General features: G+C 63.3%; 21 protein-coding genes and 2 pseudogenes. 10 read left to right on the top strand and 13 right to left on the bottom strand.

Annotation, left to right across the window (positions count from 1 at the left end; genetic code table 11):
- From nirB to cobA, 4 genes are read left to right on the top strand one after another with little or no spacing between them, the layout of a single operon-like run.
- Entirely contained in the window at nucleotides 1-2,442 is a 2,442-nt protein-coding gene (gene nirB / locus K3724_RS03145; RefSeq protein WP_259989989.1) for a nitrite reductase large subunit NirB, read from the top strand.
- A complete protein-coding gene (gene nirD, locus K3724_RS03140) occupies nucleotides 2,439-2,771 on the top strand; it encodes a nitrite reductase small subunit NirD (RefSeq protein WP_259989987.1) in 333 nt (110 codons plus the stop codon). The genes nirB and nirD overlap by 4 nt, the downstream gene beginning before the upstream one ends.
- Nucleotides 2,771-5,401: a nitrate reductase gene (locus K3724_RS03135; RefSeq protein WP_259992549.1), complete on the top strand. Its 2,631-nt coding sequence runs from the start codon at nucleotides 2,771-2,773 to the stop codon at nucleotides 5,399-5,401. The genes nirD and K3724_RS03135 overlap by 1 nt, the downstream gene beginning before the upstream one ends.
- Nucleotides 5,402-5,412: 11 nt before the next feature.
- Nucleotides 5,413-6,159 (top strand): uroporphyrinogen-III C-methyltransferase, encoded by a 747-nt coding sequence (cobA, locus tag K3724_RS03130; RefSeq protein ID WP_259989985.1) that lies wholly within the window; start codon nucleotides 5,413-5,415, stop codon nucleotides 6,157-6,159.
- A 305-nt stretch (nucleotides 6,160-6,464) separates the two neighbouring features.
- Here the strand turns inward: cobA and K3724_RS03125 are convergent, their stop codons facing one another.
- The 7 genes from K3724_RS03125 to clpS form a co-directional block, all read right to left on the bottom strand.
- Complete coding sequence (locus K3724_RS03125; protein ID WP_259989983.1) at nucleotides 6,465-6,767, bottom strand: hypothetical protein; 303 nt, start codon at nucleotides 6,765-6,767, stop codon at nucleotides 6,465-6,467.
- Between the two features lie 57 nt (nucleotides 6,768-6,824).
- Nucleotides 6,825-7,157, bottom strand: a complete 333-nt coding sequence (locus tag K3724_RS03120; RefSeq protein WP_259989982.1) for a hypothetical protein — start codon at nucleotides 7,155-7,157, stop codon at nucleotides 6,825-6,827.
- Nucleotides 7,158-7,395: 238 nt separating this feature from the next.
- Complete coding sequence (locus tag K3724_RS03115) at nucleotides 7,396-8,211, bottom strand: glycoside hydrolase family 25 protein (RefSeq protein WP_259989979.1); 816 nt, start codon at nucleotides 8,209-8,211, stop codon at nucleotides 7,396-7,398.
- A gap of 180 nt (nucleotides 8,212-8,391) precedes the next feature.
- A complete protein-coding gene (gene hemF, locus K3724_RS03110; RefSeq protein ID WP_259989977.1) occupies nucleotides 8,392-9,285 on the bottom strand; it encodes an oxygen-dependent coproporphyrinogen oxidase in 894 nt (297 codons plus the stop codon).
- 15 nt (nucleotides 9,286-9,300) lie between these two features.
- A complete protein-coding gene (locus tag K3724_RS03105; RefSeq protein WP_259989975.1) occupies nucleotides 9,301-10,107 on the bottom strand; it encodes an SDR family NAD(P)-dependent oxidoreductase in 807 nt (268 codons plus the stop codon).
- A gap of 115 nt (nucleotides 10,108-10,222) precedes the next feature.
- Nucleotides 10,223-11,212: a class I SAM-dependent methyltransferase gene (locus K3724_RS03100; protein WP_259989973.1), complete on the bottom strand. Its 990-nt coding sequence runs from the start codon at nucleotides 11,210-11,212 to the stop codon at nucleotides 10,223-10,225.
- Between the two features lie 12 nt (nucleotides 11,213-11,224).
- On the bottom strand, nucleotides 11,225-11,548 hold the full coding sequence (gene clpS / locus K3724_RS03095; protein WP_129372831.1) for an ATP-dependent Clp protease adapter ClpS: 324 nt from the start codon (nucleotides 11,546-11,548) through the stop codon (nucleotides 11,225-11,227).
- A gap of 106 nt (nucleotides 11,549-11,654) precedes the next feature.
- Between clpS and K3724_RS03090 the strand changes: the two genes are divergently transcribed.
- From K3724_RS03090 to K3724_RS03080, 3 genes are all read left to right on the top strand, one after another.
- Nucleotides 11,655-12,368: an HAD family hydrolase gene (locus K3724_RS03090; RefSeq protein WP_259989971.1), complete on the top strand. Its 714-nt coding sequence runs from the start codon at nucleotides 11,655-11,657 to the stop codon at nucleotides 12,366-12,368.
- A gap of 80 nt (nucleotides 12,369-12,448) precedes the next feature.
- Complete coding sequence (locus K3724_RS03085; protein ID WP_259989969.1) at nucleotides 12,449-12,775, top strand: hypothetical protein; 327 nt, start codon at nucleotides 12,449-12,451, stop codon at nucleotides 12,773-12,775.
- 262 nt (nucleotides 12,776-13,037) lie between these two features.
- Nucleotides 13,038-14,654: a D-alanyl-D-alanine carboxypeptidase family protein gene (locus K3724_RS03080; RefSeq protein ID WP_259989967.1), complete on the top strand. Its 1,617-nt coding sequence runs from the start codon at nucleotides 13,038-13,040 to the stop codon at nucleotides 14,652-14,654.
- Nucleotides 14,655-14,921: 267 nt separating this feature from the next.
- Here K3724_RS03080 and K3724_RS03075 read toward each other — a convergent pair.
- The 6 genes and pseudogenes from K3724_RS03075 to K3724_RS03050 all read right to left on the bottom strand — a co-directional run bounded on the left by K3724_RS03075 (nucleotide 14,922) and on the right by K3724_RS03050 (nucleotide 21,569).
- A pseudogene (locus K3724_RS03075) lies at nucleotides 14,922-16,090 on the bottom strand (IS3 family transposase).
- A gap of 97 nt (nucleotides 16,091-16,187) precedes the next feature.
- Nucleotides 16,188-16,346, bottom strand: coding sequence for a cbb3-type cytochrome oxidase assembly protein CcoS (gene ccoS / locus K3724_RS03070; protein WP_027257996.1), 159 nt, complete (start codon nucleotides 16,344-16,346; stop codon nucleotides 16,188-16,190).
- A 30-nt stretch (nucleotides 16,347-16,376) separates the two neighbouring features.
- The gene (locus tag K3724_RS03065; protein WP_259989963.1) at nucleotides 16,377-18,554 is read right to left on the bottom strand and encodes a heavy metal translocating P-type ATPase; all 2,178 of its coding nucleotides are present in this window, start codon (nucleotides 18,552-18,554) and stop codon (nucleotides 16,377-16,379) included.
- A gap of 5 nt (nucleotides 18,555-18,559) precedes the next feature.
- Nucleotides 18,560-19,024, bottom strand: coding sequence for a FixH family protein (locus K3724_RS03060; protein ID WP_259989961.1), 465 nt, complete (start codon nucleotides 19,022-19,024; stop codon nucleotides 18,560-18,562).
- Between the two features lie 3 nt (nucleotides 19,025-19,027).
- Nucleotides 19,028-20,461 carry a cytochrome c oxidase accessory protein CcoG gene (gene ccoG / locus K3724_RS03055; RefSeq protein WP_259989959.1) on the bottom strand — a complete coding sequence of 478 codons (1,434 nt, stop codon included), beginning with the start codon at nucleotides 20,459-20,461 and terminating at the stop codon, nucleotides 19,028-19,030.
- Nucleotides 20,462-20,693: 232 nt separating this feature from the next.
- Nucleotides 20,694-21,569, bottom strand: a complete 876-nt coding sequence (locus K3724_RS03050) for a LysR family transcriptional regulator (RefSeq protein WP_259989957.1) — start codon at nucleotides 21,567-21,569, stop codon at nucleotides 20,694-20,696.
- 98 nt (nucleotides 21,570-21,667) lie between these two features.
- Between K3724_RS03050 and K3724_RS03045 the strand changes: the two genes are divergently transcribed.
- From K3724_RS03045 to K3724_RS03035, 3 genes and pseudogenes are all read left to right on the top strand, one after another.
- Entirely contained in the window at nucleotides 21,668-21,847 is a 180-nt protein-coding gene (locus tag K3724_RS03045; RefSeq protein ID WP_259989955.1) for a hypothetical protein, read from the top strand.
- Nucleotides 21,848-22,109: 262 nt separating this feature from the next.
- Complete coding sequence (locus K3724_RS03040; RefSeq protein WP_259989953.1) at nucleotides 22,110-22,802, top strand: DUF2270 domain-containing protein; 693 nt, start codon at nucleotides 22,110-22,112, stop codon at nucleotides 22,800-22,802.
- Between the two features lie 383 nt (nucleotides 22,803-23,185).
- A pseudogene (locus tag K3724_RS03035) lies at nucleotides 23,186-24,330 on the top strand (IS1182 family transposase); the annotation flags it as partial.
- Nucleotides 24,331-24,378 lie beyond the last annotated feature (48 nt).

Below are 24,378 nucleotides of genomic sequence, written 5' to 3'. Positions count from 1 at the left end.
ATGACCCAGAAACTCGTCATCATCGGGGCCGGCATGGCCTCGGGCCGGGTGATCGAACAATTGCTCGATGCCGACCCCAGCGCCTACGATATCACCCTTTTCAACGCCGAGCCGCGCGGCAATTACAACCGCATCATGCTCAGCCCGGTGCTGTCGGGCGACAAGACCTATGAGGACATCGTCACCCACTCGGATGACTGGTACGAGCAGAACGGCGTGACCTGCCGGTTTGGCGAGCATGTGGTGAAATTCGACCGCGAGTTGAAAGTGGTCGAAGGAGAGAACGGGCATGTTCCGTACGACAAGCTGATTATTGCTACCGGCTCTGCGCCATTCATCATTCCGGTGCCGGGCCATGACCTGCCAGGGGTGATCACCTACCGCGATCTGGACGACACCAACGCGATGATCGAAGCCGCGGCCAAGGGCGGCAAGGCGGTGGTGATCGGCGGCGGCCTGCTGGGGCTTGAAGCGGCTGCGGGGCTCAGCGAACGCGGCATGGATGTGACCGTGCTGCACCTGATGGGCCATCTGATGGAGCGTCAGCTTGACGAGGCGGCGGGCTATCTCTTGCGCGAGGATCTGGAGGCCCGCGGCATCACCGTGAAAACCCAGGCTTCGACCAAGGCGATCCTGGGCGAAGGCCGCGCCGGGGCGGTGCTTTTGGAAAGCGGCGAGACGCTGGGCGCCGATCTGGTGGTGATGGCGGTCGGCATCCGCCCGGAAACCCGGCTGGCAAATGACGCGCATCTGACTGTGGCCCGCGGCATCGAGGTGAACGCGCAGATGCAGACCTCCGACCCGGACATCTATGCAGTGGGCGAATGCGTGGAGTTCGACGGCCATCTGTTCGGCCTTGTGGCACCGCTTTACGATCAGGCCAAAGTGCTGGCGGACAGCCTGCTGGACCAGCCCAATGCCTTTGCGGTCAAGGAACTGGCGACCAAGCTCAAGGTCACTGGCTGCGACCTGTTCAGCGCCGGGGATTTCGCCGAGGGCGATGGGCGCGAGGATATCGTCTTCCGCGACCCGGCCCGCGGCATTTACAAGCGGCTGGTGATCGAGGACGACCGGCTGGTTGGCGCCGTGATGTACGGCGACACCGCCGACGGCAGCTGGTTCTTCGGGCTGATCCAGGGCGGCACGGACATCTCCCGGATGCGCGAGACGCTGATTTTCGGTCCCGCGTTTCAGGGGGGCGCCTCCGCGGACCCTTTGTCAGCCGTTGCAGCATTGCCGCCTGAGGCGGAGATTTGCGGCTGCAACGGCGTATGCAAGGGGCAGATCACCAGCGCAATCGAAGGCGGCGCCACCGATCTGGGCGCAATCCGCGCACAGACTAAGGCCAGCGCTTCCTGCGGCACCTGCACCGGGTTGGTGGAACAGCTGTTGTCGGTGACGCTGGGCGATGACTACGCGGTTCCCCAGGCCCAGCCCGTTTGCGGCTGCACCAGCCACACCCACGAGGACGTGCGCCGGTTGATCAAATCACAGGAGCTGAAAAGCCAGGCCGCGGTCTGGCAGGAACTGGGCTGGACCACCCCGAACGGCTGCCATGTCTGCCGCCCGGCGGTGAACTATTACCTGCTGGCGGACTGGCCGCTGGAATACCGCGACGACCCGCAAAGCCGTTTTGTCAATGAACGCAAGCACGCCAACATCCAGAAGGACGGCACCTTTTCCGTGGTGCCGCGCATGTGGGGCGGCATCACCACCCCGGATGAACTGCGCGCCATCGCCGATGCCGCCGACAAATACGATGTGCCGACGGTGAAGGTCACCGGCGGGCAGCGCATTGACCTGCTAGGCGTGAAGGGCGAGGATCTGCCCGGCATCTGGTCTGATCTGAACCGTGCCGGGCTGGTTTCCGGCCATGCCTATTCCAAGGGGCTGCGCACGGTGAAGACCTGCGTCGGCACCGACCATTGCCGGTTCGGCACCCAAGACAGTACCGGGCTGGGCATCAAGCTGGAACAGCACCTCTGGGGGTCCTGGACGCCGCACAAGTTGAAACTCGCGGTCTCCGGCTGTCCGCGCAATTGCGCCGAGGCGACCTGCAAGGACATCGGCGTGGTCTGTGTCGACAGCGGCTATGAGATCCACGTCGGCGGTGCTGCGGGCATGGAAATCAAGGGCACCGAACTGCTGTGCAAGGTGGAGAGCGAGGACGAGGCGATAGAAGTGATCTCGGCGATGACCCAGATCTACCGCGAGAACGCCAAGTATCTGGACCGGATCTACAAATGGCTGGCCAAGGTGGGGCTTGACTGGATCAAGGAGCAGATCGTGGACGATCTGGAGAACCGCAAGGCGCTGGCAGACCGGTTTACGCTGTCGCAATCAATCTATCGCAAGGACCCTTGGGCCGAACACGCGCAGGACAGCACCACGCGGGTACAATACGCGCCGCTTGCCAATCTCACACTGGAGGCTGCGGAATGAGCTGGATCGACATCGGCCACATCAGCGACATCCCCCTCCACGGCGCGCGGGTGGTGAAAACACCCGTCGGCTGCGTCGCCCTGTTCCGCACCGGCGAGGCGGAGGTCCTTGCCGCAGACGACCGCTGCCCGCACAAGGGCGGCCCGCTCTCCGAAGGCATCGTGCATGGGCAAAGCGTGACTTGCCCGCTGCACAACTGGGTGTTCGACCTCAACACCGGCGTAGCGCAGGGCGCCGACGCGGGCCGGATCGAGACCTATCCGCTGCACATCAAGGCGGGCCGCTTGCTGATCGACGGCGCTGCCGTCGGTAAGCGGAGCGCGGCGTGATGGCGAGCGGCGGCGGCAAGGAAACCCGCTCCACCTGTCCCTATTGCGGCACTGGATGCGGCGTGCTGCTGCGCCCGGACGGCATGGGCGGGCTGACGGTGCGCGGCGACCCGGAGCATCCGGCCAACCGCGGGCGGCTTTGCTCCAAAGGGCTGGCGCTGGGGGAGACCGTGGTGCCGGAAGGCCGCCTGCTGGCGCCGCGGGTGAACGGGCAGGACACCGATTGGGACAGCGCGCTTGATCTGGTTGCCGCCAAGTTCCGGCAGGCTGTGGAAAAGCACGGCCCGGATAGCGTCGGCTTCTACCTTTCGGGCCAGATGCTGACCGAAGACTATTATGTCGCCAACAAACTGATGAAGGGCTTTCTTGGTTCCGCCAATATCGACACCAACTCGCGGCTCTGCATGGCCTCCACCGTGGCGGGGCACAAACGCGCCTTCGGCTCCGACACGGTACCGGGCACCTATGACGATCTGGAGGAAGCGGATCTGATCGTGCTGGTCGGCTCCAACCTCGCCTGGTGCCACCCGGTGCTGCACCAGCGCATCCTGGCAGCGCGCGCGGCGCGCGGCACCAAGCTGGTGGTGATTGACCCGCGCCGCACGGCGAGCTGCGACCAGGCCGACATGCATCTGAAACTGCGGGCCGGCAGCGATGTGGCGCTGTTCAACCGGCTCTTGGCTGTCCTCTGCGAAGGCGGCGCGCTGGACGCGGATTACCTGAGTAACGTGAATGGGCTCGGTGAAACGCTGGAAGCCGCCTTTGTCTGCGATGCCGCGGTGACAGGGCTGTCTGGCAGCGAAATCACAGCCTTCTGCAACCTTTGGATGCGCACGGAAAAAGTGGTGACCATCTTCAGCCAGGGCGTGAACCAGTCCACGTCCGGGACAGACAAGGTGAATGCGATCCTGAACTGCCATCTGGCCACCGGCCGGATCGGCAAGCCCGGCAGCGGGCCGTTTTCGGTGACCGGCCAGCCCAACGCCATGGGCGGGCGCGAAGTGGGCGGGCTGGCCAATATGCTGGCCTGCCACATGGATCTGGAAAATGAAAGCCACCGCGCGGCGGTGCAGGAGTTCTGGGGCGCTCCCGCGATGCCGGACCGGGCGGGCCTGAAGGCTGTCGACCTGTTCCGCGCCGCGGGCGACGGGCGGCTCAAGGCACTCTGGATCATCCACACCAACCCCGCCGTGACCATGCCGGAGGCCGATGCCGTCTCCGCCGCCATCAAAGCCTGCGATTTCACCGTGGTCAGCGATATCACCGCCGCAACCGACACCGCCCGGCTGGCGGATGTGCTGCTGCCCGCCGCTGCCTGGGCGGAAAAGGACGGCACTGTCACCAATTCGGACCGCACAATCAGCCGCCAGCGTGCCATTCTGCCGCCGCCCGGCCAGGCCCGCGCCGACTGGGACATTCTGGCAGACGCAGGCAGGCGCATTGGCTGGGGCGCGGCGTTCGGCTATCAGACACCAGCAGAGATCTTCCGCGAGCACGCAGCGCTGTCCGGCCTGGCCGGCAGCTTCGGGCTGGACTTCGACATCTCCGGCCTCGCCGCGATCTCCGGCCAGGACTACGACGATCTGCTCCCGCAGCGCTGGCCGGTCAGCCGCAGCCGCCAGGGCGGCCGTTTCTTTGCAGACGGGCAGTTCTTTCACCCGGACGGCAAGGCCCGCATGCTGCCGGTCCGCTGCTGCCCTCCGGCGGCCGCGCAAGGCCGCCGCTACCCGTTCCGCCTGAACACCGGCCGCATCCGGGACCAGTGGCACACGATGACCCGCACCGCGCTGGCGCCGCGCCTGTCGGGCCACCTGGCAGAGCCCTTTGCCGACATCCATCCGCAGGACGCCCAGGCGCTTGGGGTAAAAACTGCGGATCTGCTGCGCCTCAGCAGCCCGCATGGGCAGGCCATCCTGCGCGCCCGGATCACGGCAGATGTGCAGCCCGGCGATCTGTTCGTGCCGATCCACTGGACCGGCGAAACCGCCCCCGCTGCGCGTATTGACAGACTTGTCGCCGCCGCCGTCGATCCGGTTTCGGGACAGCCCGAAAGCAAGGCCACGGTTGTTGCGGCGGAACGCTGGCAGCCAGCTTGGTACGGGTTTGCAGTCTCGCGCCTGCCGATGACGCCGGTGGCGGACTACTGGGCCATGGCACGCACCAAAGCCGGATACCGTGCAGAACTCGCCGGGCTGGCCTCCCTTGTGGAACCGGAGGCCGCCGCGCGGGAGCTGTTCGCCCTTCCGGAGGCCGAAGTGCAAATGATGACAGACAGGTGCAAGGGCATTGCCCGGCTGGCCCTGATTCAAGATGGCAAGGTCATGGCCGCATTGTTCACCGCGCCGGAACCGGTGGCGGTCAGCCGGGATTACCTGGCCGGCCTGCCGGGAACCGGCGCGGCAGGCGTGCTGACCGGCCGTCCCGCAGCGGACCAGCCCGACCCCGGCCCGGTGGTTTGCGCCTGCTTCAGCGTCGGGGCCAACACCATTCTGCACGCCATTGAAAACGGCGGGCTGATGAGCATTGCAGACGTCGGCGCCGCCTTGCAGGCGGGCACGAACTGCGGCTCCTGCCGCCCTGACATTGCTGACTTGCTGGCACGGCGCCCGATCCGGCAAGCCGCAGAATAGGACGGTTCCGAATGACAGATTCTCCGGCAAATCAAACCGCACCAGGCACGCTTGCCCTGGTCGGCGCAGGCCCCGGCGCACGCGACCTGCTGACGCTGCGCGCGATGCAACGGCTGCAGCAGGCCGGCACGGTTTTCTACGACCGCCTGGTTGATGAGGAGGTCCTGGAACTGGTCCCGTCTGCGGCCAAACGGGTCTTTGTCGGCAAACACGTCGGCGCCCACGCCTGGCCGCAGGACAGGATCAACGCGGTCATTGTGGCAGAGGCACTGAAGGGCCGGCATGTCGTGCGCCTGAAATCGGGGGATCCCGGCATCTTTGGCCGTGCTGCCGAAGAACTGGCCGCCGCCCGCGCGGCCGGAATTGCAACGGAAATCATACCCGGCGTGACCGCCGCCTGCGCTGCCGCGGCGCAGACGGGCCTGCCGCTGACTGAACGTGGCGTGTCGGACACGCTTGTGCTGACCACCGCCAGATGCCGGGCCGGAGACCCTCTGCCCGACTGCGCCCGGTATGCAAAGCCCGGAACCACAATTGTCTTTTACATGTCGGTCGGACAGGCCCCCCGGGTCCGCGACGGGCTGCTCCGCCAAGGCATGCCTCCCGCCACGCCTGTCACAATAGCTGTGGATGTCTCCAAGCCGGGAGCACGGACAGTGTCTTGCGGTCTCAGCACGCTCTCGGAAACCATAGCTCAGCATGGGATCTCTGGCTGCGCAATAATTTTCATCACATGTCCCAAACACAGGTCCGGGTAAGGTTTCCGCTGGCAACAAGGTCATGTCGGCAAAGGCCGCAGCCAGACCAGGATTGAAGTGACGCCGATGGCATTCAGAAAGCTCTCGGCTTTCCTACTCCAGCGGGTTGCGATCCTCCGGATGTTCTTGAGTTTGTTAATGCACTGTTCGACCCGCCTTCGGATCAGATACAGAAAACTGTCAACAACGATGCATCTCCAGAACCAATGCATCGGGATTACGGGGCGTATCCGCACCTTGCACTTGGTTGTCTTAATTCCGCATCATCACTTCGACGTCTTGCATCTCGTACGCAGCCGGCGCGGTCAGAACGCAGGCTGCCGGTATTCCTGTTTCTTCGTGAGCATCGCCCAGACGGCCCGAGCGGCCTTGTTGGCCATTGCTGTTGTTGCCAGTCGGAATGGTTTGTCTGCGATGATCTTCGCGGTCCACAGACCGGCCTTTTCTGGCGAACGTTTCGCCATCACAGCGCGCGTTGCCATCCCTACGGCCAACAGCTTGCGAATGCAGCGATCACCCTGCTTCGTGATCTTGCCCATGGCAATCATGAATACGCCATAGGCCAACAAGATGCCGGTAAGATAAGGGGCGGGCAATGCAGCCTTCATTTCTCAACAGCTTACACGACCAGATCTGATAGCCACTGACAGGTTTGTCTGCGCTCCTTACCAGATCATGTGCATCGCTGCGAACGGCCGCAGCCGCGGTTTTGCCGCACAGCAGTGATTTGACGCCTGCCGCTCTTTGAGCACGGTATTCATGATGACGATCAGTTTGCGCATGATGGCGGTGAGGGTCGCTTTTGTTGGCTTGCCGCGCGCCTTCAACTTGGCTGCAAAATTGCGGATCTCCGCATTGCTGTCCAGGGCGGAAAGCGCCGCCGTATAGAGACTGGCGCGTACATCCTTGCGCCCGCCAGATGCATGACGGCGGCCCTGACAGTGGCCGGGATCCTTTGCAAATGGGGCCAGATCGCCGCGGCGGCGGCGAAGGCCCATCTACCGTTCGGATGGCCGGACATATGGCGCGGCGGCTGGCGGGATATTTTACCACCGCAATGCCGCCAGTTTCAGGTCTTTCCAGGGATCGCCCACCCGCCGCCAGTTCCCCGGATGGCCACCCGGAAAACCGGCCGCCCTCAATCTGGCACAGGCCGCATCAACGGCAATGACAAACACTTAATCCTGAGGAAAAGCGCCCAAGGCGCGAGGGGGCAAAGCCCCCTTGCATCACGCATCAAATCTGGCCCGACCACCTGAGCCAGCTTTCCGGGCTGCCGCGGAAGGTGTTTAGGTCCACGTCGCCCGCCACCCCCGGCACCTCGCCGGTGCCGGAATACTGCCAGAAGCTCCAGCTTTCGCCCGGGTAGACCTTGCGCGGATGGCCCGCGACTGAACGCAGCCAGAACTCGGTGCCGCTAAGGCGCCCGATGCCGGTGTCGTGGTAGAAATCCACCGTGGTGTAAACCACCGGGCGCTTGCCGTAGTGACGTTCAAGAATGTTCAGAAACTTGCGCGCCTCGGCCCTGACCTTGGCGCCGTCGGGCCGTGTTCTGCAGGTGCGGGAGCGGTGGTTCCACTCCATATCCAGCACCGGCGGCAGCGCGTTTGCATCCCTTGGCACATTGCGGATGAACCAGCGCGCCTGCTCGGCCGCGGGTCGGCAGAAGTAATAATAATGATAAGCGCCGCGTTTCAGCCCCGCAGCACGCGCGCCGCGCCAGTTGTCGCGGAACATCGCGTCGGTGTGATCGCCGCCCTCGGTGGCCTTGATATAGGCGAATGAAACGCCGGAGCGGCGCACCCTGCGCCAGTCGATCTCTCCCTGATAGCGCGACACGTCGATGCCGTGAACCGGATAGGACCAGGGCTTGCGCCCCTCCCACGCATGCGGATCACGGTCGCCGAACCGGGGATATGTCCGCAACCCGGACAGCCGCCCATTGGCAGGCTCGGTGCGGGTGACTTCCGGCGCCTTCACCGCCCTGTCCGGCGGCCCGCCGCACCCCGCCGCCAGTGCCATTGCCAGAATCCCCAGAACCAATCTGCGCATGTGATCTGCTCCCTGCCTCGCCTCGTGAAAAACTGCTGTTTTCTTTGCCTGTTATTTTTCACCTTAGCGCAGGGTGGCGCAAAGTCGCGCCTGAAGGCGGAAAACCAGCATAAATCCGCCGCAGAAAGAAACGCGCCGCTTTGCAGGCGGCGCGTTCAGCATGTCACAGCTGCGGCTGGCTCAGACCCATTTCGCCAGGGGCGGCAGGCTCATCAGCACCGCGTTGGCGTCATGGCCGGTTTCCAGCCCGAATTTGGTGCCGCGGTCATAGACCAGATTGTATTCAGCATAGAGGCCGCGGTGGATCAGCTGGGCATCCTTGTCTGCCTCGGAATACGCCTGCACCCGGCGTTTTTCGACCAGCGGCACAAAGGCCGGCAGGAAGGCGCGGCCAATATCCCGGGTCAGGGCAAAATCCGCCGCCCAATCGCCAGAGCATTGGTCGTCCATGAAGATGCCGCCCACCCCGCGGGCGCGCTTGCGGTGGGGGATGTAGAAATACTCATCCGCCCATTCTTTCAGCCGCGGATACTGATCTTCCCCATGCGGATCCAGGTGCTGCCTTTGCTGGCCGTGAAAATGCGCGGTATCCTCATCGTATTCAATGCAGGGGTTCAAATCCGAGCCGCCGCCGAACCACCATGCGTGCGGGGTCCAGAACATCCGGGTGTTCATATGCACTGCCGGCACATGCGGATTGCGCATATGCGCCACCAACGAGATGCCCGAGGCCCAGAACCGCGGATCGTCCTTCATCCCCGGAATGCCTTTGCGCGCCGCCATCGCGTTTTGCGCCCGTTCGCCAAGGGTGCCGTACACCTCGGAGATATTGACCCCGACCTTCTCAAACACCCGGCCGCCGCGCATCACGCTCATCAGCCCGCCCCCCGCATCTGATCCGTCATCCGACGTCCGCGTGGTCTCTGTCACCTCGAACCGGCCCGGCGCCATGTCTGCAAACGGGCCTTCGCTGTGGCTGTCCTCCAGCCCCTCGAACGCCGCAACGATCTGGTTGCGCAGGTCCCGGAACCAGGCAGCAGCCTGGGCCTTTTCGGTCTTCATCTCAGCAGTCATACGGGGTCTTTCTGATCAGTGGACCGGTGCCGCCACCGGATCCAGAAGCGTGCGGCCGCCGTCCAGCGTCAGAACCTGGCCGGTCATGAAACCAGAGGCGTCGGAGGCCAGATACTGCGCCGTCTCGGTCAGTTCAGTGGGCGAGGCGATACGGCCCAGCGGTGTATGCGCCTCGATATCCTGGCGGTAGCTGCGGTTGTCCTTAAGGGTGGTCCGCATCGACGCGCTCATCACTGAACCAAAAGCAATTGAGTTCACCCGGATCTTGTACGGCGCCAGCGCCACCGACAGGGAGCGGGTCGCCTGATCCAGCGCGGCAGAGGCCACCGAATAGGCCATCAGCTCAGGGTGGGTGCGGCGTGCGGCGATCGACGACAGGTTGATGATGCTGCCCAGCGGGCCGTTGCTGTCCTCATCTTCCTCGCCCTGCCGGATCATCCGTTTGGCCACTTGCTGCGACAGGCGCACGGCGGGCAGCAGGCTTTGCATCAGCAGCTGGTCCAAGGTGTCATCGGCGGGATCCAGCGGATCGGTTGCCACCATCTGGCGCGCACCGTTGACCAGGATATCCACCCCGTCAAAGGCGTCGATGGTGGCCGACAGCAGATTGGCAATGGTCAGCCGCTCGCGCAGGTCGCCTGCGAAATAGCGGATATTGCTTTCCTCGGCCTGCTCGCCCAGCTCGGCCACCAGCTGCGCCTCATGGGTGTCGGCAAACATCACATTGGCGCCGGCATCGGCAAACTGCTTGCCGATCGCCAGGCCGATGCCGCTGGAGGCGCCAGTCACGATGGCGGTTTTACCGGAGATCGAAAAGGACATGTTAGGGCACTCCCCTGTAACAATCTGGCCTGTAAAAATCTGGCCTGTGGCACTCTGGGCGGCACGTTAGACCGGGCCTGCCGGTTTGGAAACCGGCATTGCGCCCCGCACGCGGTTACTTGCGCCGCCGTTTCGGCCGCGCCGCATGCAGGATCTTGAAACGGTTGTCGCCGCCCTCCTCGCGCACCTGGGCAAAGCGTTCACCCAGCGCCACCTCGTAAGGCAGATGCCGGTTGGCCACCATCCACAGGCTGCCCGAGGGCGCCAGCATCGCTGCTGCTGCCCCGATGAAGGCCTGGCCCAGCGACGGCTCCGCCGTGCGGCCAGTGTGGAACGGCGGGTTCATCACCACGGTGTTCACAGTGCCCGGCGCCTTCCAGGTGCGGGCATCCACCCAGTGAAACTGTGCCCGGCTGTCTGCCACATTCTGCCGCGCGCAGGCCAGCGCGTGGTAATCCGCCTCGGCCAGATGCAGCTCCTCGACACTCTCGCGTTTCAGCACCTCAGCCGACAGATATCCCCAGCCTGCCCCCAGATCGGCGACGCACCGGCCCAGCTTCTGCGGCAGCGCCGCCGCCAGCATACGGGACGCGGGGTCAATCCCGTCCGCCGAGAACACGCCCGGCGCGGTGGTGAAGCCTTCAACCTGCTGCGGTTCTGTTGGCAGCCACTCGGACAGATCGGTGCCGCCGTCGATCCAGAACACCTTGCCATGCGCCTTGGAAACCGGAACCGAGGGTTCACAACGCTTGCGCAGATCCTTCAGAACCGAATCGATGCCCTCGGTTTTGACGCCATCAATCAGCACCTGCCCCTGTGTCGCTGCCGCCGCCTGGGCGATCAGCATCCGCGCCAGCGCTTTGGCACGCGGAATAAAGACAACGGCTGCGGCCAGCGCCTCATCCGCCTCCAGTGCCGGGGTGCAGGCATAGCCCAGCGCGGCAAAGTGATCGTGGTCGGGGCGCAGAGGCTGGACGATCAGCAGCTGCTCCTTGGGCAGGGCTGACAGGTCGTGATCGCTGCGCGGATGAAACACGGCGATGCGGCCCTCTGACGGAACAGCAAAGCCGCCCGATTGGGCGGCCAATGACAGGCGAACGGACATCTAAGAGCCTCTTTATTCTTCTTTTTCCATGGTGCATTGCAGCGGGTGCTGCTGGCGGCGGGCGAAATCCATCACCTGGCCAACCTTGGTCTCAGCCACCTCATGGCTGAACACACCAACCACGGCAACGCCTTTCTTATGCACTGTCAGCATGATTTCGAACGCTTGTGCGTGGGTCATGCCAAAGAACCGCTCCAGCACCAGGACGACAAATTCCATCGGTGTGTAGTCGTCATTCAGCAGCAGCACCTTATAGCGCGGCGGGCGCTTGGTTTTCGGCCGCGTCTTGGTCAGGACGCCAGATTCGATATCGTCATCTGAATGGTCGGTCATCATGATGTGCTGTAGCGGCATAAGCAATTTGATCCGTTGATACGTGGAATTTCCTGTGAGGCTTATATAGCCTCTATACAGTTTAGGAAAAGAGACTGAGACCCGCAGATTGATACGTAATTTGACAACAATCGGCTTTGATGCCGACGATACCCTTTGGCACAACGAACGGTTCTTCCGCGTCACCCAGGAAAGATTCGCCGAATTGCTGATGGATCACACCCCCGCCGACATCGGCCCGGAGCGGCTGGAACGGCTGCTTCTGGACGCCGAAAAGCGCAATCTGGGGCGCTATGGCTACGGGGTGAAGGGGTTCACGCTGTCTATGATCGAAACCGCGATCGAGGTGACGCAGGAACAGGTGCCTGCCTCTGTGATCAAGGAACTGATCACTGCAGGGCAGATGATGCTCTCCTATCCCATCGAACTGCTGCCCCATGCGCGCGAAGCGGTTGAGGCGGTGGCCGGCCGCTACAAGGTCGTGCTGATCACCAAGGGCGACCTTCTGGACCAGGAACGCAAGCTGGCGCAATCGGGCCTGGGCGAACTGTTCGACGGGGTCGAGGTGGTCTCGGAGAAAACACCAGAGGTTTATCACGACATCTTCGCCCGCCACGGCGACGGGGCGGCGCACGCGATGATGGTGGGCAATTCCATGCGCTCTGACGTGGTTGCAGCCATCGGCGCCGGCGCCTGGGGCACCTATGTGCCGCACGGGCTGGTCTGGGAGGTCGAACACGCCGAAGCCCCCGAACAGAGCCCCCGCTATACCGAAATTGCCGATCTGAGCGGGCTGGCGGATTTGGTGAACAGCCTTTGCTGACAGTCCCGGGGATTGGATGCTGGACGGACCTATTCCGGCCAGCTATCCCTTTGCCAAACCAAAGCGGAGACGCCGGATAGATGCCGCATGCCGAACTGAAATTCTCCAGCGATTTGGAAATCGACGCCAAATCCATCCTGGCAGAGATCGAGACCGTGATCCTGCAACACGACAGCGGCGCCGGGGCCTGCAAAGGCCGGGCCTATCCGGCAGCGCAGTTCCATCACAGCCACATTGCCATCACTGTGGCGCTGCTGACCAAGCCGCACCGGGACGAAGCATTTTCCCGCGCCCTGCTGGCGGACCTCGAATCCCGTATCAAGGCGCAGTTGTCCCAGCCTTGCGAATTTTCCCTTGGCCTGAGCTATTCCACTCCCTTCTACGTGACCAATTTTCACGCAGGTTAACGGCTCAGACCCGGCCTATACGGCCTGCAGGGCTGACATTCGGCCACCGCGCGATCTGGAAAACACAACTTTTTTCGGTAACCTTCTGTTAGCACTTACTGCATCTAGAGGAGCCGTTGGACACCCCCACAAGATGCCGGCAGGATGGCGCGCATAGCGCTGAACGGCCCGTGTCGCCGCTGTTTATTCCTCAGTAACCCTGTGTTAGGCTTTGGGTCACAGGCAAAAACGTCAGCCGGAAAACCGGCGGCATGAGGCAAACATGGCAGTGATCACGCAGGTAAATCCGGCGTCAGGCGGGGGTACGTGTACCCGGTTCCTGAGGGCAGCCGCGGTATTTCTTATCGCAGCATTTGTGCTGGCGCTTCAGCCGCACCAGGCCGCTGCGGCGCCCTATGCGGCGATGGTGATTGATTCCCGCACCGGCGAAGTGCTGCATTCGCGCAATGCCGACACCCGCCTGCATCCCGCATCATTGACCAAGATGATGACCCTCTACATCGCGTTCGAGGCGGTGCGGAACGGCGAAATCACGCTTGAGACCAAGGTCAAGATCAGCCGCAACGCAGCAGCCGAGCCGCCCTCGAAACTGGGGCTGCGTTCCGGCCAGCGGATTGCCTTTCGCTATCTGATCCGCGCCGCAGCAGTGAAATCCGCCAATGACGCCGCCACCGCCATCGGCGAGACGCTGTCCGGCTCCGAGGCGGCCTTTGCCCGCCGCATGAACCGCACCGCCAAGGCGCTGGGGATGAGTCGTACAACTTTCAAGAACGCCCATGGCCTGACGGCCAGCGGGCATATGTCGACGGCGCGCGACATGACCACGCTGGGGCGGCATCTGCTTTATGACTACCCTGAATACTACAACCTGTTCTCCCGCCGCACCACTAATGCCGGCGTGCGCGAAGTGCCCAACACCAACCGCCGCCTGCTGGCCAGCTATCGCGGTGCCGACGGAATCAAGACCGGCTATACCCGGGCCGCCGGCTCCAATCTGGTGGCCTCGGCCAAGCGCGGCAACGAGCGGATCATCGCGACCGTGTTCGGCGGCAAATCCTCCACCGCACGCAATGCCAAAGTGGCGGAACTGCTGGATCTCGGCTTCCGCCGGGCGCCGTCGCGTGCTGCTCTGCGCAAGCCGCGCCGGCCCGCGTACCAAGGTGCAGGCGTAGTGGTAGCAGACGCTGGGGACAGCGGCAGCAGCGAAGGTGCTGCGGGCAAGACCATCCGGGTCAGCGGCCAGGTCAACACCAGCCTGCGGCCCAAAACGCGCCCGGGCCGCGCCGAGTCGCCGATGCTGGTAGCCGCACTTGAGGAAGCCCTGCAGACGCCGCCGGCCGAAGCTGCTGAGGACACTGCACAAACCGCACCGCAAGCGGAGCAGATCGAAAATGTCCAGACCGTCAGTGCCGAAGGTGCCGTGCAGGGCGATGCCATCCGCAACAGCATTGCCGTTGCCCTCGCCGAAGCGGAGGCAGAACCCGCGCCGCCAGCCCAAGCCGCAACAGCCACGGTCATCGCAGCGGTGCAACAGGTGCCCTTTACCGGTCTGAGGCCCGTGGCCCGCCCGGCCAGCCTGGCCCTTGCAAACGCCTCGCCCGAACCGGAGCCGGTGGTTGTGACCCGTCTCTCCACTTCCGGCGGGCGTTACTGGGGTGTAAATATCGGTCTCTACACCAGCCGTTACCAGGCCGAGAAGGTTCTGCTTCGCACGGCCCTGTCGGAGCTGGAAACACTGGACGGCTCCTTGCGCAAAGTAGCCAAGACCCGGCGCGGGTTCGAAGCCAATTTCCTCGGCATGAGCCAGGATCAGGCGGAACTCGTCTGCCGCCGCCTGAACGCCCGCAACGTGACCTGCAAACCGATCGGCCCATCCTGACGCGAACGGCACAGAATGCAGAATAGAAGGCGCCCCAGCGGCGCCTTTTTCATAGCCGCCCCCCAAGAACCCGGCCAAGATTCGATCAAACGCTCCCGCCCGTCGTCAGCCTTTTCTGCAAAAAGACTTTCTTGCGTTGGGCGTGGCACCGCGCTTTGCGCGGTGCCACGCCCAACGCTGCCAAGGTGCTCTGGCGCTAGCCAGGACACCTGCTGGGGCGGGAGGGTTTGGACTTGCCGCGCATAAGTTCCGGTCTCTCAGCTCATGTCAGGCAGCCCTTCTCTCGAAAGCCAATGGACTTTTCCCGCCAAGGGACGGCCGCCGCCTGCGCGGATTGCAGACCCCATTGGTGTATTGGAATACCGCCCCCTCGGCTTACCGCCGTGTTTCCCAACGATTGCGCCGGATCCGTTCAGCTTTGGGGATTTGAAGACCGTTTCGACCATGCACTGCCTGGCAGGCGGTTTACGTTGCAAATCTGCCGGGAAGGGAATTGTCGCAGCAGTTGCCTTTGCCGCTCATCGAGACGAGAAAGCCATGCTGCGTCAGGCGATTTTGACAATTACCAGAACAATACTGAGATCCGCGACCAGTTGGTGGATGCAGTCCTTTAGCGGCCGGCGCAATGCCACGGCCATATAAAGCGCAGGGATCGCCAAGTCCCCTGTCTTCCGAGTGCCGCCGCCCACCCAATGACACGGCGGCAGTAAAGGCCGATGATCACGGCCAGCTACAGCCACCCTCGCTGGCCTGGATAAAGGAGATGTCCCCAGCCCATTTCTGATTGAGTCCGTTGGCTGAGAAATCCTAGTTGAGCAAGTCTGGCGCAATATTGAAAGCGTGATTGCTGTCTGTTGTGGCTTTGCGCAGGCGGACTCGGATGGCTTTGACCTCATTCTCCCGCATCAGCCGGCCTGCTCTTCGATGCCCTGCATTCAGGCCCGCCGCCTGCATTTCCCCGATCATTCGTGGCCGCCCGCAGCTTTGCAGGCTAAGGCGGTGCTGTTCCCGGATATGCGCCAAAATCACAATATCATCGCGCTGCCGGCGGCTCATTGGGCGAACCCGCCACGCATGATATGGTGCGTGATGTTACCTGCATGACCCTGCACAGAAATTCGACTCGCCAAACGTCCTTCCAGGCATCAGTGAAAGCGACCCTCACCGGCTTAGGCCTGCAAAGACTATTACCGCCTATTTTAGCACCTCCCTCTCCTCACGCAGCAGGCGGGCTTCTTTGCGCAGGCGGGCATTTTCTTTCTCTGCATCTTCATGCGGGCCAGACATCAGGCCGTCATTCTGGTGTTGCTGCCCCCCTTGTTCAGGGTCGAAACCCCAACGCCCGGATATGAAGCGGTTTACGGGCGCGTCAAGCCGCTTGCCGTTGCAATTCGAACCGCATCACGCAGGAATTCGCCGCTGTATCCCGGTGCCATGCATTGCCTCCTTCAATGCGGGCATCGCTTGAAAGAGACCGGAACTGAATCGCGGCGAGTCCAGTTTTGTTATTCGCACAGGCGCAGGCCGCCCGCATCATGGCTTGGGCTTGTCGTCCCACTCATCGCTCAGGATCCGGCGGGAGTCGCCTTCCGGGTCGTCATACTGGTTGCTGCGCAGTGTATAAAAGAACGCCGCCAGCCCGACCGAGCCGAGGATCAGTGAAATCGGGATCAGATAGGCAAGGACACTCATGGCTTCAGGTCCGTTGTGGCTGGCGCCGGCTTATCGCAGCCGCAGCGCATTGAGAGAGACTGTGATGGAAGAGGTAGACATCGCCAGCGCCGCAATCAAGGGTGTTGCCAGCCCGGCAATCGCCAGCGGCACTGCAATCACGTTGTACAGCGTGGCAATACGGAAATTCTCACGGATCCGGCGGGTTGCCTTTTGCGCCACGCTGCAGGCCTCGGCAATCGGGGAAAGATCCTGCCCCAGCAGCACGATATCCGAGGCCACCCGCGCCGCATCCAGCGCCGATGCAGGCGAGATTGACACATGCGCCGCCGCCAGCGCCGCGGTGTCATTCAGGCCGTCGCCAACCATCAGAACCTTTTTGCCTTGCTCTGTCAGCATCTGCACACGGGCGGATTTGTCAGCCGGCAGCGCTTCGGCCACCCATTTTGCAATCCCCAGCCGCCCGGCCAGATCCTCCACCGCGCCAGTGGTGTCGCCGGAGATCAGCAGCACATCCTTGCCTGCGTCCTTCAGCGCCTGCACCGCTTCCGCAGCACCGGGACGCAGGGCATCGGTGAACAAAAACGCCTTCGCCTCCCCCGTCCCGCTGTCCAGCCAGGCCGCCGTCTGGCTGCCCTGCTCGGCGCCGGCCCAGGCCGCACGCCCCAGCCGCACGCGGGTCCCGCGGAACAGGCCTTCTGTGCCATAGCCCGGCACCTCGGCGATGTCCTGCACCTCGGCAGCAGCGACCCCGGCGTCCCGCGCAGCACGCACCAGTGCCACCGACAGCGGATGCGAGGACCCTTCGGCCAGCGCCAGCGCAATCTCCAGATCGGCGCGGGCATGATCACCCAGGTTGATCACTTGCGGCGTGCCGGCAGTCAGCGTGCCGGTCTTGTCAAAGACCACGGTATCGACCTCCGCCAGCCGCTCCAGCGCTGTGGCGTGTTTGATCAGCATGCCCTTCTTGAACAACCGGCCCGAGGCAGCGGTGGTTACCGCTGGCACCGCAAGGCCCAGCGCGCAGGGGCAGGTGATGATGAGCACCGCCGCGGCAATGTTCAGCGCCGTGCGGATGTCAAACGTGTAGAAGTACCAGCCAGCAAAAGCGAGCGCCGACAGGATATGCACCCCGGGCGCATAAAGCTTAGCCGCACTGTCGGCGAGAGAAGTATAGCGCGAGCGGCCCGATTCAGCGATGGCGACCAGATCGGTCATCCGGTGCAGCGAGGTATCCTCGCCCACCGCAGTCGCCCGGATGGTCAGCGGGCCAGTCAGGTTCACCTCGCCGGCTGACACCGCCAGACCGGGTTCTGCAAAGACCGGCAGCGTCTCGCCGGTCAGCAGCGAGCGGTCCAGTTCCGACCGCCCCTCGACAATCGCACCGTCCACCGGCATCCGCCCGCCGGGGCGCACCAGGATCAGGTCGCCGATGGCCAGATCCGCCACCGGCACCTCGTACTCATCCCCGTCCAGCAACCGGATGGCGCGGGGCACTTCCAACGCTGCCAGCTCCTCGGCGGCAGAACGCGCAACCGCACGGGTGCGGTAATCCAGATAGCGGCCCGCCAGCAGGAAGAACGTCAGCGTCAGCGCGGCATCGAAATAGGCATGCTCGCCCGACAGTGACGTCTCCCAAAGCGAGGTGACCAGCGCCAGAACCAGCGCCAGCACAATCGGCACATCCATATTCAGGCGCCCGACCCGCAAGGCGGTCCAGGCGTTGGCAAAAAACGGCTGTGCTGCGAAGATGATCGCGGGAAAAGTGATCGCGGCAGAGATCCAATGGAACATGTCCCGCGTCGCATCCGATGCCCCGGACCAAACGGAAACCGACAGCAGCATCACATTCATCGAGGCAAAGAAAGCCACCGCCAGCCGCATCAAGAGATCGCGGCCTGCCTTGTCGTTCTGGGTGGCAGCCAGCGCTGCCAGATCCAGTTCGTGCGCCTCGTAGCCGATGCTTTCCAATACCGGAATCAGATCCACGGCGCGCAGGTCCGGCTCGGCCTCAATCAATGCGCGTTTCAGCGTCAGATTGACCCGTGCGGAATGAATGCCGGGGTGTGCGCTCAGCTCCCGCTCCACCGCTGAAATACAGGCCTGGCAGTGAATGCCGGGCAAGGACAGCGCCAGCCGCGCCTCGGTTGGAGCTTGTTCAGCAACGTCCTGCGGGGCCGCGACACAGGCCGGACAGGCCGCAAGCGAGGGGCGGATCTGGGCAGTCATGGCAATCAGCCTTTCACATGCAGGATCACGCGCTGGGTGAACTCGGTGCCATCCTTGGCCCGCGCCACCATGCGGATATTCCAGTTGCCCGGCCCCAGCTTGGCCGGCGCCACATAGGCCTGGCCGTCAAAGGTGAACGCCGGGCGCTGGTCGTCCTGCACATGGGTCGCCCGGCCCAGCGTTGCGCTCAGCTTGGCGACCTCCACCGGGGCGCCGCCGGCATCGGTGATCTCCAGCTTGACCTGATCCCCCTGCGAAGACGCATAGACCGACCAGCCCAGCGCCTCCTGCGCAGAACGGCGCAGATCGAATTCCTGGCTGGCAACATAGGAATTCTTCACCTCCAGCCCTGGAAAGGTCTTCACTGCATTGACCGCCAGGGCAATGTTCACCCCGATGATCACCGCAAAGGCACCGCAGAACAGCATCAGGGCGTGTTTGCCGGTAAATTCGCGTTCGCTTTTCGCCATGGCTCAGTCCCCCGTGCCGTTAAAGCTGGTGTCCTTGTGGGCGCGTTCCCCGTTTATCAGATCCTCCACCCAGATGCGAACCGGGGTTGACCCTGCCTGCGACGGGGCGGAGCCCTTGGGTGCCACAATATAGACCCGCTGCAGCAGTGCGGTATCGACCGGCACGTTGACCGAGTGATACATCGTACCCTCCAGCTGCAGCCGCATAGCCGGATCGCCCTTGATCGACAGTTTGAACACCCGGTCCTCGCCATGCTTGTTGCGCAGGCGCACGTCATAGGTATTGCGGATCGCACCATCGGACAGCGTCACAAAGGTCGGGTTGCGTTCAGGTGCGACGGTCAATTCGATGTCGGAGCGGATGAACAGGGCAAACAGCAGCCCCGCACCGACCAGCGACCAAAGGCTGGTGTACATGATGGTGCGCGGCCGCAGGATGTGCTTCCAGATGTTCTTGGGCGGTTTGCCTGCGCGCTCCTCTGCCTCATCCGACAGCGCCATATAGTCGATCAGCCCGCGCGGCTTGCCGATCTTGGCCATCACGTCGTCGCAGGCGTCGATGCACAGGGCGCAGGTGATGCATTCCATCTGCTGGCCGTCGCGGATGTCGATCCCCATCGGACAGACATTGACGCAGGCCATGCAGTCAATGCAATCGCCATGCACGGTGCCCGCCTCGTCGGTCTTGCGCGGCTTGCCGCGCGGCTCGCCCCGCCACTCGCGGTAGCCGACGGTCAGCGTGTCCTCATCCATCATCGCGGCCTGGATGCGCGGCCAGGGGCAGGCGTAGATGCAGATCTGCTCGCGTGCGAAACCGCCGAACAGAAAGGTGGTGCCGGTCAGCACCAGCATGGTGGAATAGGCAACGGGGTGCGCATTCAGCGTCACCAGATCATAGGCCAGCGTCGGCGCATCGGCGAAATAGAACACCCAGGCACCGCCAGTGGCGAGACCGATCAGCAACCAGGACACCCATTTGGTCAGCCGCAGCCGCGCCTTGCGGAAATCCATCTTCTTCTGCCGGTGCAGGCGCAAACGGGCGTTGCGGTCGCCCTCGATCCAGCGCTCCACCAGAATGAACAGATCGGTCCACACCGTCTGCGGGCAGGTGTAACCGCACCAGACCCGGCCCAGCGCCGAGGTGAACAGGAACAGCCCCAGCCCCGCCATGATCAGCAATCCGGCGACGAAGTAAAACTCATGCGGCCAGATCTCGATCCAGAAGAAATAGAACCGGCGGCCCGCCAGATCCAAAAGCACGGCCTGATCCGGCAAGCTTGGCCCGCGGTCCCAGCGGATCCACGGCGTCAGATAGTAGATCCCCAGCGTCACCGCCATGATGTACCATTTCAGGTTCCGGAACGGGCCGGACACGCGCCGCGGATAAATCGGCTCCTGGGCGGCGTACAGGCTCGGGGCTGGTTTGGAATCGCTCACGGACACTCTCCGTCTTGTGGCTGTCTCGCGCCGTTGTCACAGATGCATAATGCCAGAACATTGACGTGGATCAAAAAGCGCATCGCACAATCATGTTTTCAGGCACCTTCTCCGCGTACTGTGAAGGCAAAACGCCACCTATGCCTGCCCGCCCGGCGCCGCCAGGGGCAAGTTGCCGCAGCGCAGCGATTGCGGCATTGCAAAGATGATCTCCGTCAGAACGCCAGCGGCTTCACTCCTCCTTCTGCTGCCGCCGCAGCCAGCTGGTCAGCTTGCGCGCCTCCCGGCGCAGCACGCCGGGGCGGGTCACGATGTGATAGCCCCGGTCTGCGCCTTCGGTGAACAGTTCCAGCAACCGCCCGCTGTCCAGATCCTCGGCAACAAACTCCCGCACACTGACGGCCACCCCCTGGCCCGCCCGCACCGCCTGCATCAGCAGATTGCCGGGCAGCCGGGTGCGCGCCCCGCGCAAAGCCTCGGTGACACCGCGTGATTCCAGCCAGCGCGAGGCCTCCGAGGTGCCCAGCTCTTCGAGCCAGGGCAGATCCAGCAAATCCTCCGGGGATGCCACCTGCCGCCCGCCCAGAAGACTGCCGGCCGCAATGACCACCATCGGCGATTGCAGCAGCATCCCGGCCTCCAGACCCGGCCAGCTGCCGTCGCCATAGCGGATGGCAATATCCACACCGCCCGGCTTCAGCTCGACAATCTCGCCCCGCGGGTCCAGCACCAGATCAATCTCCGGATGCTCTGCCTGAAACCCGGCCAGCCGCGGCATCAGCCAATGCGCGGCAAACATCGGCGTGCAGGTCACATGCAGCGGCCGGGCAGCCCCAGCGGCAGAAATCTCCTGCACCGCCGCCTCGATCGCGCCAAACCCCAGATGCAGCGCGCGGGCCAGATGCTCCCCGTCCGGCGTCAGTGCCAGCGCCCTGCCGCTGCGGTCCAGCAATGCCGCGCCCAAATACGCCTCCAGTGCGCGCAGCTGCTGGCTGATGGCAGCGTGGCTGACATTCAAAGCTGCCCCTGCCCGCACCACATTCCCGGTCTCAGCAAAGGCAGTAAAAGCCCTGAGCGCCGCCAATGGCGGCATGTTCAGCCAATCCATATGTAATCCAGCCTTACATAATGCTATTCCAATTAACTCGCAGGAATCGCGCATTCACGCAAGTATCAGAAACAGACGCCAGGATAGGAGGCACTGAAATGCTGATTGATATCTATGCCCGCTCGATGATGACCGCCACGCGGCAGGACTGTGTAAGGCTGCGGGACCTGCCTGCGCCTGAACCCCTGTCCCGCCCTGCAGGCAGGTTCACCCGGCTGATGCGCTGGCTGGCAGCAAAGCCGCCAAAAACCCGCTGCATTCATCCGCAGAACATCTGACCTGAGACCCTGACCTTGGGGAAGAAAGAAAAAGCGCCGGTTTTCCAGGAAACGCGCGAACAGATCGGAAAACCGGCGCATGACCCCGTTCAGCCTGCACGTCGGCCTTACGGGATATCATGCTGCCCAGGAGGGCTGTTAAGCCAAGCAGCAATCTCTTTCACCTGTGGTTTTACCCGGTTTGCCGCCGGCAAAGTTTGACACGGATCAAAAAGGCGCAAATTAATTGCCCGGCTCCGGGAAAAAATCTACGCTCGGTCTTATGAACATCGAAACGCGCGAACAGGCGGTCACCAGTGACCGTGCACCGCTGACGGCGGCCGAAGTCGGCGCCCTGGCGCATTTGTACCGGGGCGAGATTTACCGCAGCACCGTCTGGCGCACCCGGCTGGACACCACCACAAACTGGGCGGTCGTCACGCTGGGCGTGGCACTGTCGATTTCCTTTTCCTCGCCCGAAGCCTCGCCCCTGCCGCTGATCCTGGTGGGGGTGCTGATTATCTTCTTTCTGATGCTGGAGGCCCGCCGCTACCGCTATTTCAACGTCTTCCGCGCCCGCGCCCGCTGGATGGAGACGCATTTTTATACCTCGATGCTGAAGGAGGGCGACCTGCATCTGGAAGATCATTGGCAGGACGTTCTGGCCGCGGATTATCTGCGGCCCCAATACCATGTAAGTGTCATGACTGCGATCGGACGGCGGATCCGGCGCAACTACTTTTGGATCCTGCTGATCCAGTCACTGGCCTATGCGGGCAAACTGGTGGTGCATCCAACCGCTGTCCTGTCCCTGCAGCAAGCGGTGGACCGCGCTGACATCGGCCCGTTTCCGGGCGAGCTGGTGCTTGGCACCGGTGTTTTCTATGTGCTGCTGTGGGGCAGCATCGCCTGGTGGAGCACCAGAGCTGACGCCGCCCGCGCCCGCAAACGCAGTTCGATGACGTCGATGGGCTAAGGGGCATCCCGCACTGAATCTCTACAGCCGCTTTGCGCTGGAAGCTACCTAAGCAAAGCCTTGTTGTAGCTGGTGGCTAACGGGACTTTGCTGCCATTGCCCTTCCAGGCGTTTGCTGATGCAGCATTCGCTTGCAGGTGCGGCAAGCTAATCGCTGCGTTGCACCCGTTGTCGCGAGACCGGCCATTCAAAGTCACTCTGAGGCGCGGAATTCAAACCGTCCTTTCGCTGCAGCCAGGATCTGCCAACGAGGAGCGGGCGTTGTTGCCATCCGCTCTCTTGGTCTGGATGACCGCAGCCAGCCTGTTCTGTTGAAAAACCCGGGTTGTTTTGGGTGTTGAGTGCTGATTCACTTTCCGCGAGGCAAGCGGAGGTGCGTGGCAATGATGGGGCCACGGCAGGAAGCGCAGGGCGCGCTGTTCTATGAGTTCCCGATCGAGGATCATGTCCCGCAGGATCACATGCTTCGGGCGATAGATCGGTTCGTCGACCTGTCTGGCATCCGGCGGCACCTGGCTCCTTTCTACAGTTCGGCCGGCAGGCCGCCGGTTGATCCGGAACTGATGATCCGGATGCTCCTGGCCGGTTACACGATGGGCATCCGCTCGGAGCGGCGGCTCTGCGAGGAGGTGCATCTCAACCTCGCCTATCGCTGGATCTGCCGCCTCGATCTGACCGGCCCAGTGCCCGGCCATTCGACCTTCTCAAAGAACCGGCACGGCCGGTTCCGCGATAGCGATCTCTTGCGGCATCTGTTCGAGACGGTGGCCGCGCGCTGCATCAAGGAAGGATTGGCGAGTGGTCAGCGCTTTGCGGCGGACGCCAGCCTGATCCAGGCCGATGCCAACCGGCAGAACTCGTCGCCGCAAGCGGACTGGGCCCCCGAGAAGATCAACCCCGAGAACGCGCCGCGCGCTGTCAGGGAGGATCTGGCGACGCTCGGCGATGCGGCCTTCGGCGCGGCCAGCCCGGTAAAGCCGAAGTTCACCTCGCATTCCGATCCGGCCTCGCAATGGACCGGCGCACGGGGTGGACCCGCCTATTTTGCCTATTCCACGAACGACCTGATCGACACCGGCAATGGCGTGATCCTCGATGTCGAGGCGACCCGCTCGATCCGGCAAGCCGGGGCCGGTGCCGTGCGGACAATGGTGGATCGGGTGAGCGATGCCTTCGACCTGAAACCTGAACGCCTGATCGCCGATACCGCTTACGGCACGGGCGAAATGCTCGATTGGCTGGACCGGCAGCGCAGGATCGCCCCGCATATCCCGGTGATCCACTGCCCGGCAGGGCATTGCGCAGCAATGTCCCGAGAGGGGACAAGTCCGGGCGCAAGGACGGCACCTTTGAACGGGCCGGCTTCACCTAGGATGCCGGGAACGACGCCTGCATCTGCCCTGGCGGCAAGGAGCTCAAGCAATACCGGCGCGCGTTCACGACACCCAGATCGGGCGACAATAAGGACGGCACCCTGCGCTACCGGGCCCGCAAACCAGACTGTGAGGCCTGTGCCCTGAAGCCGCGGTGATCCTCCCCCACTGAAGTGGCCCGCCGTTATGTTTAGGAAAACGGA

Source organism: Leisingera sp. M658 (genome assembly GCF_025144145.1).
In the GTDB taxonomy this organism is placed as follows: Bacteria; Pseudomonadota; Alphaproteobacteria; order Rhodobacterales; family Rhodobacteraceae; genus Leisingera.
Note: the sequence above shows the minus strand (reverse complement) of the source record. Positions and strands in the feature narration are given on the sequence as shown.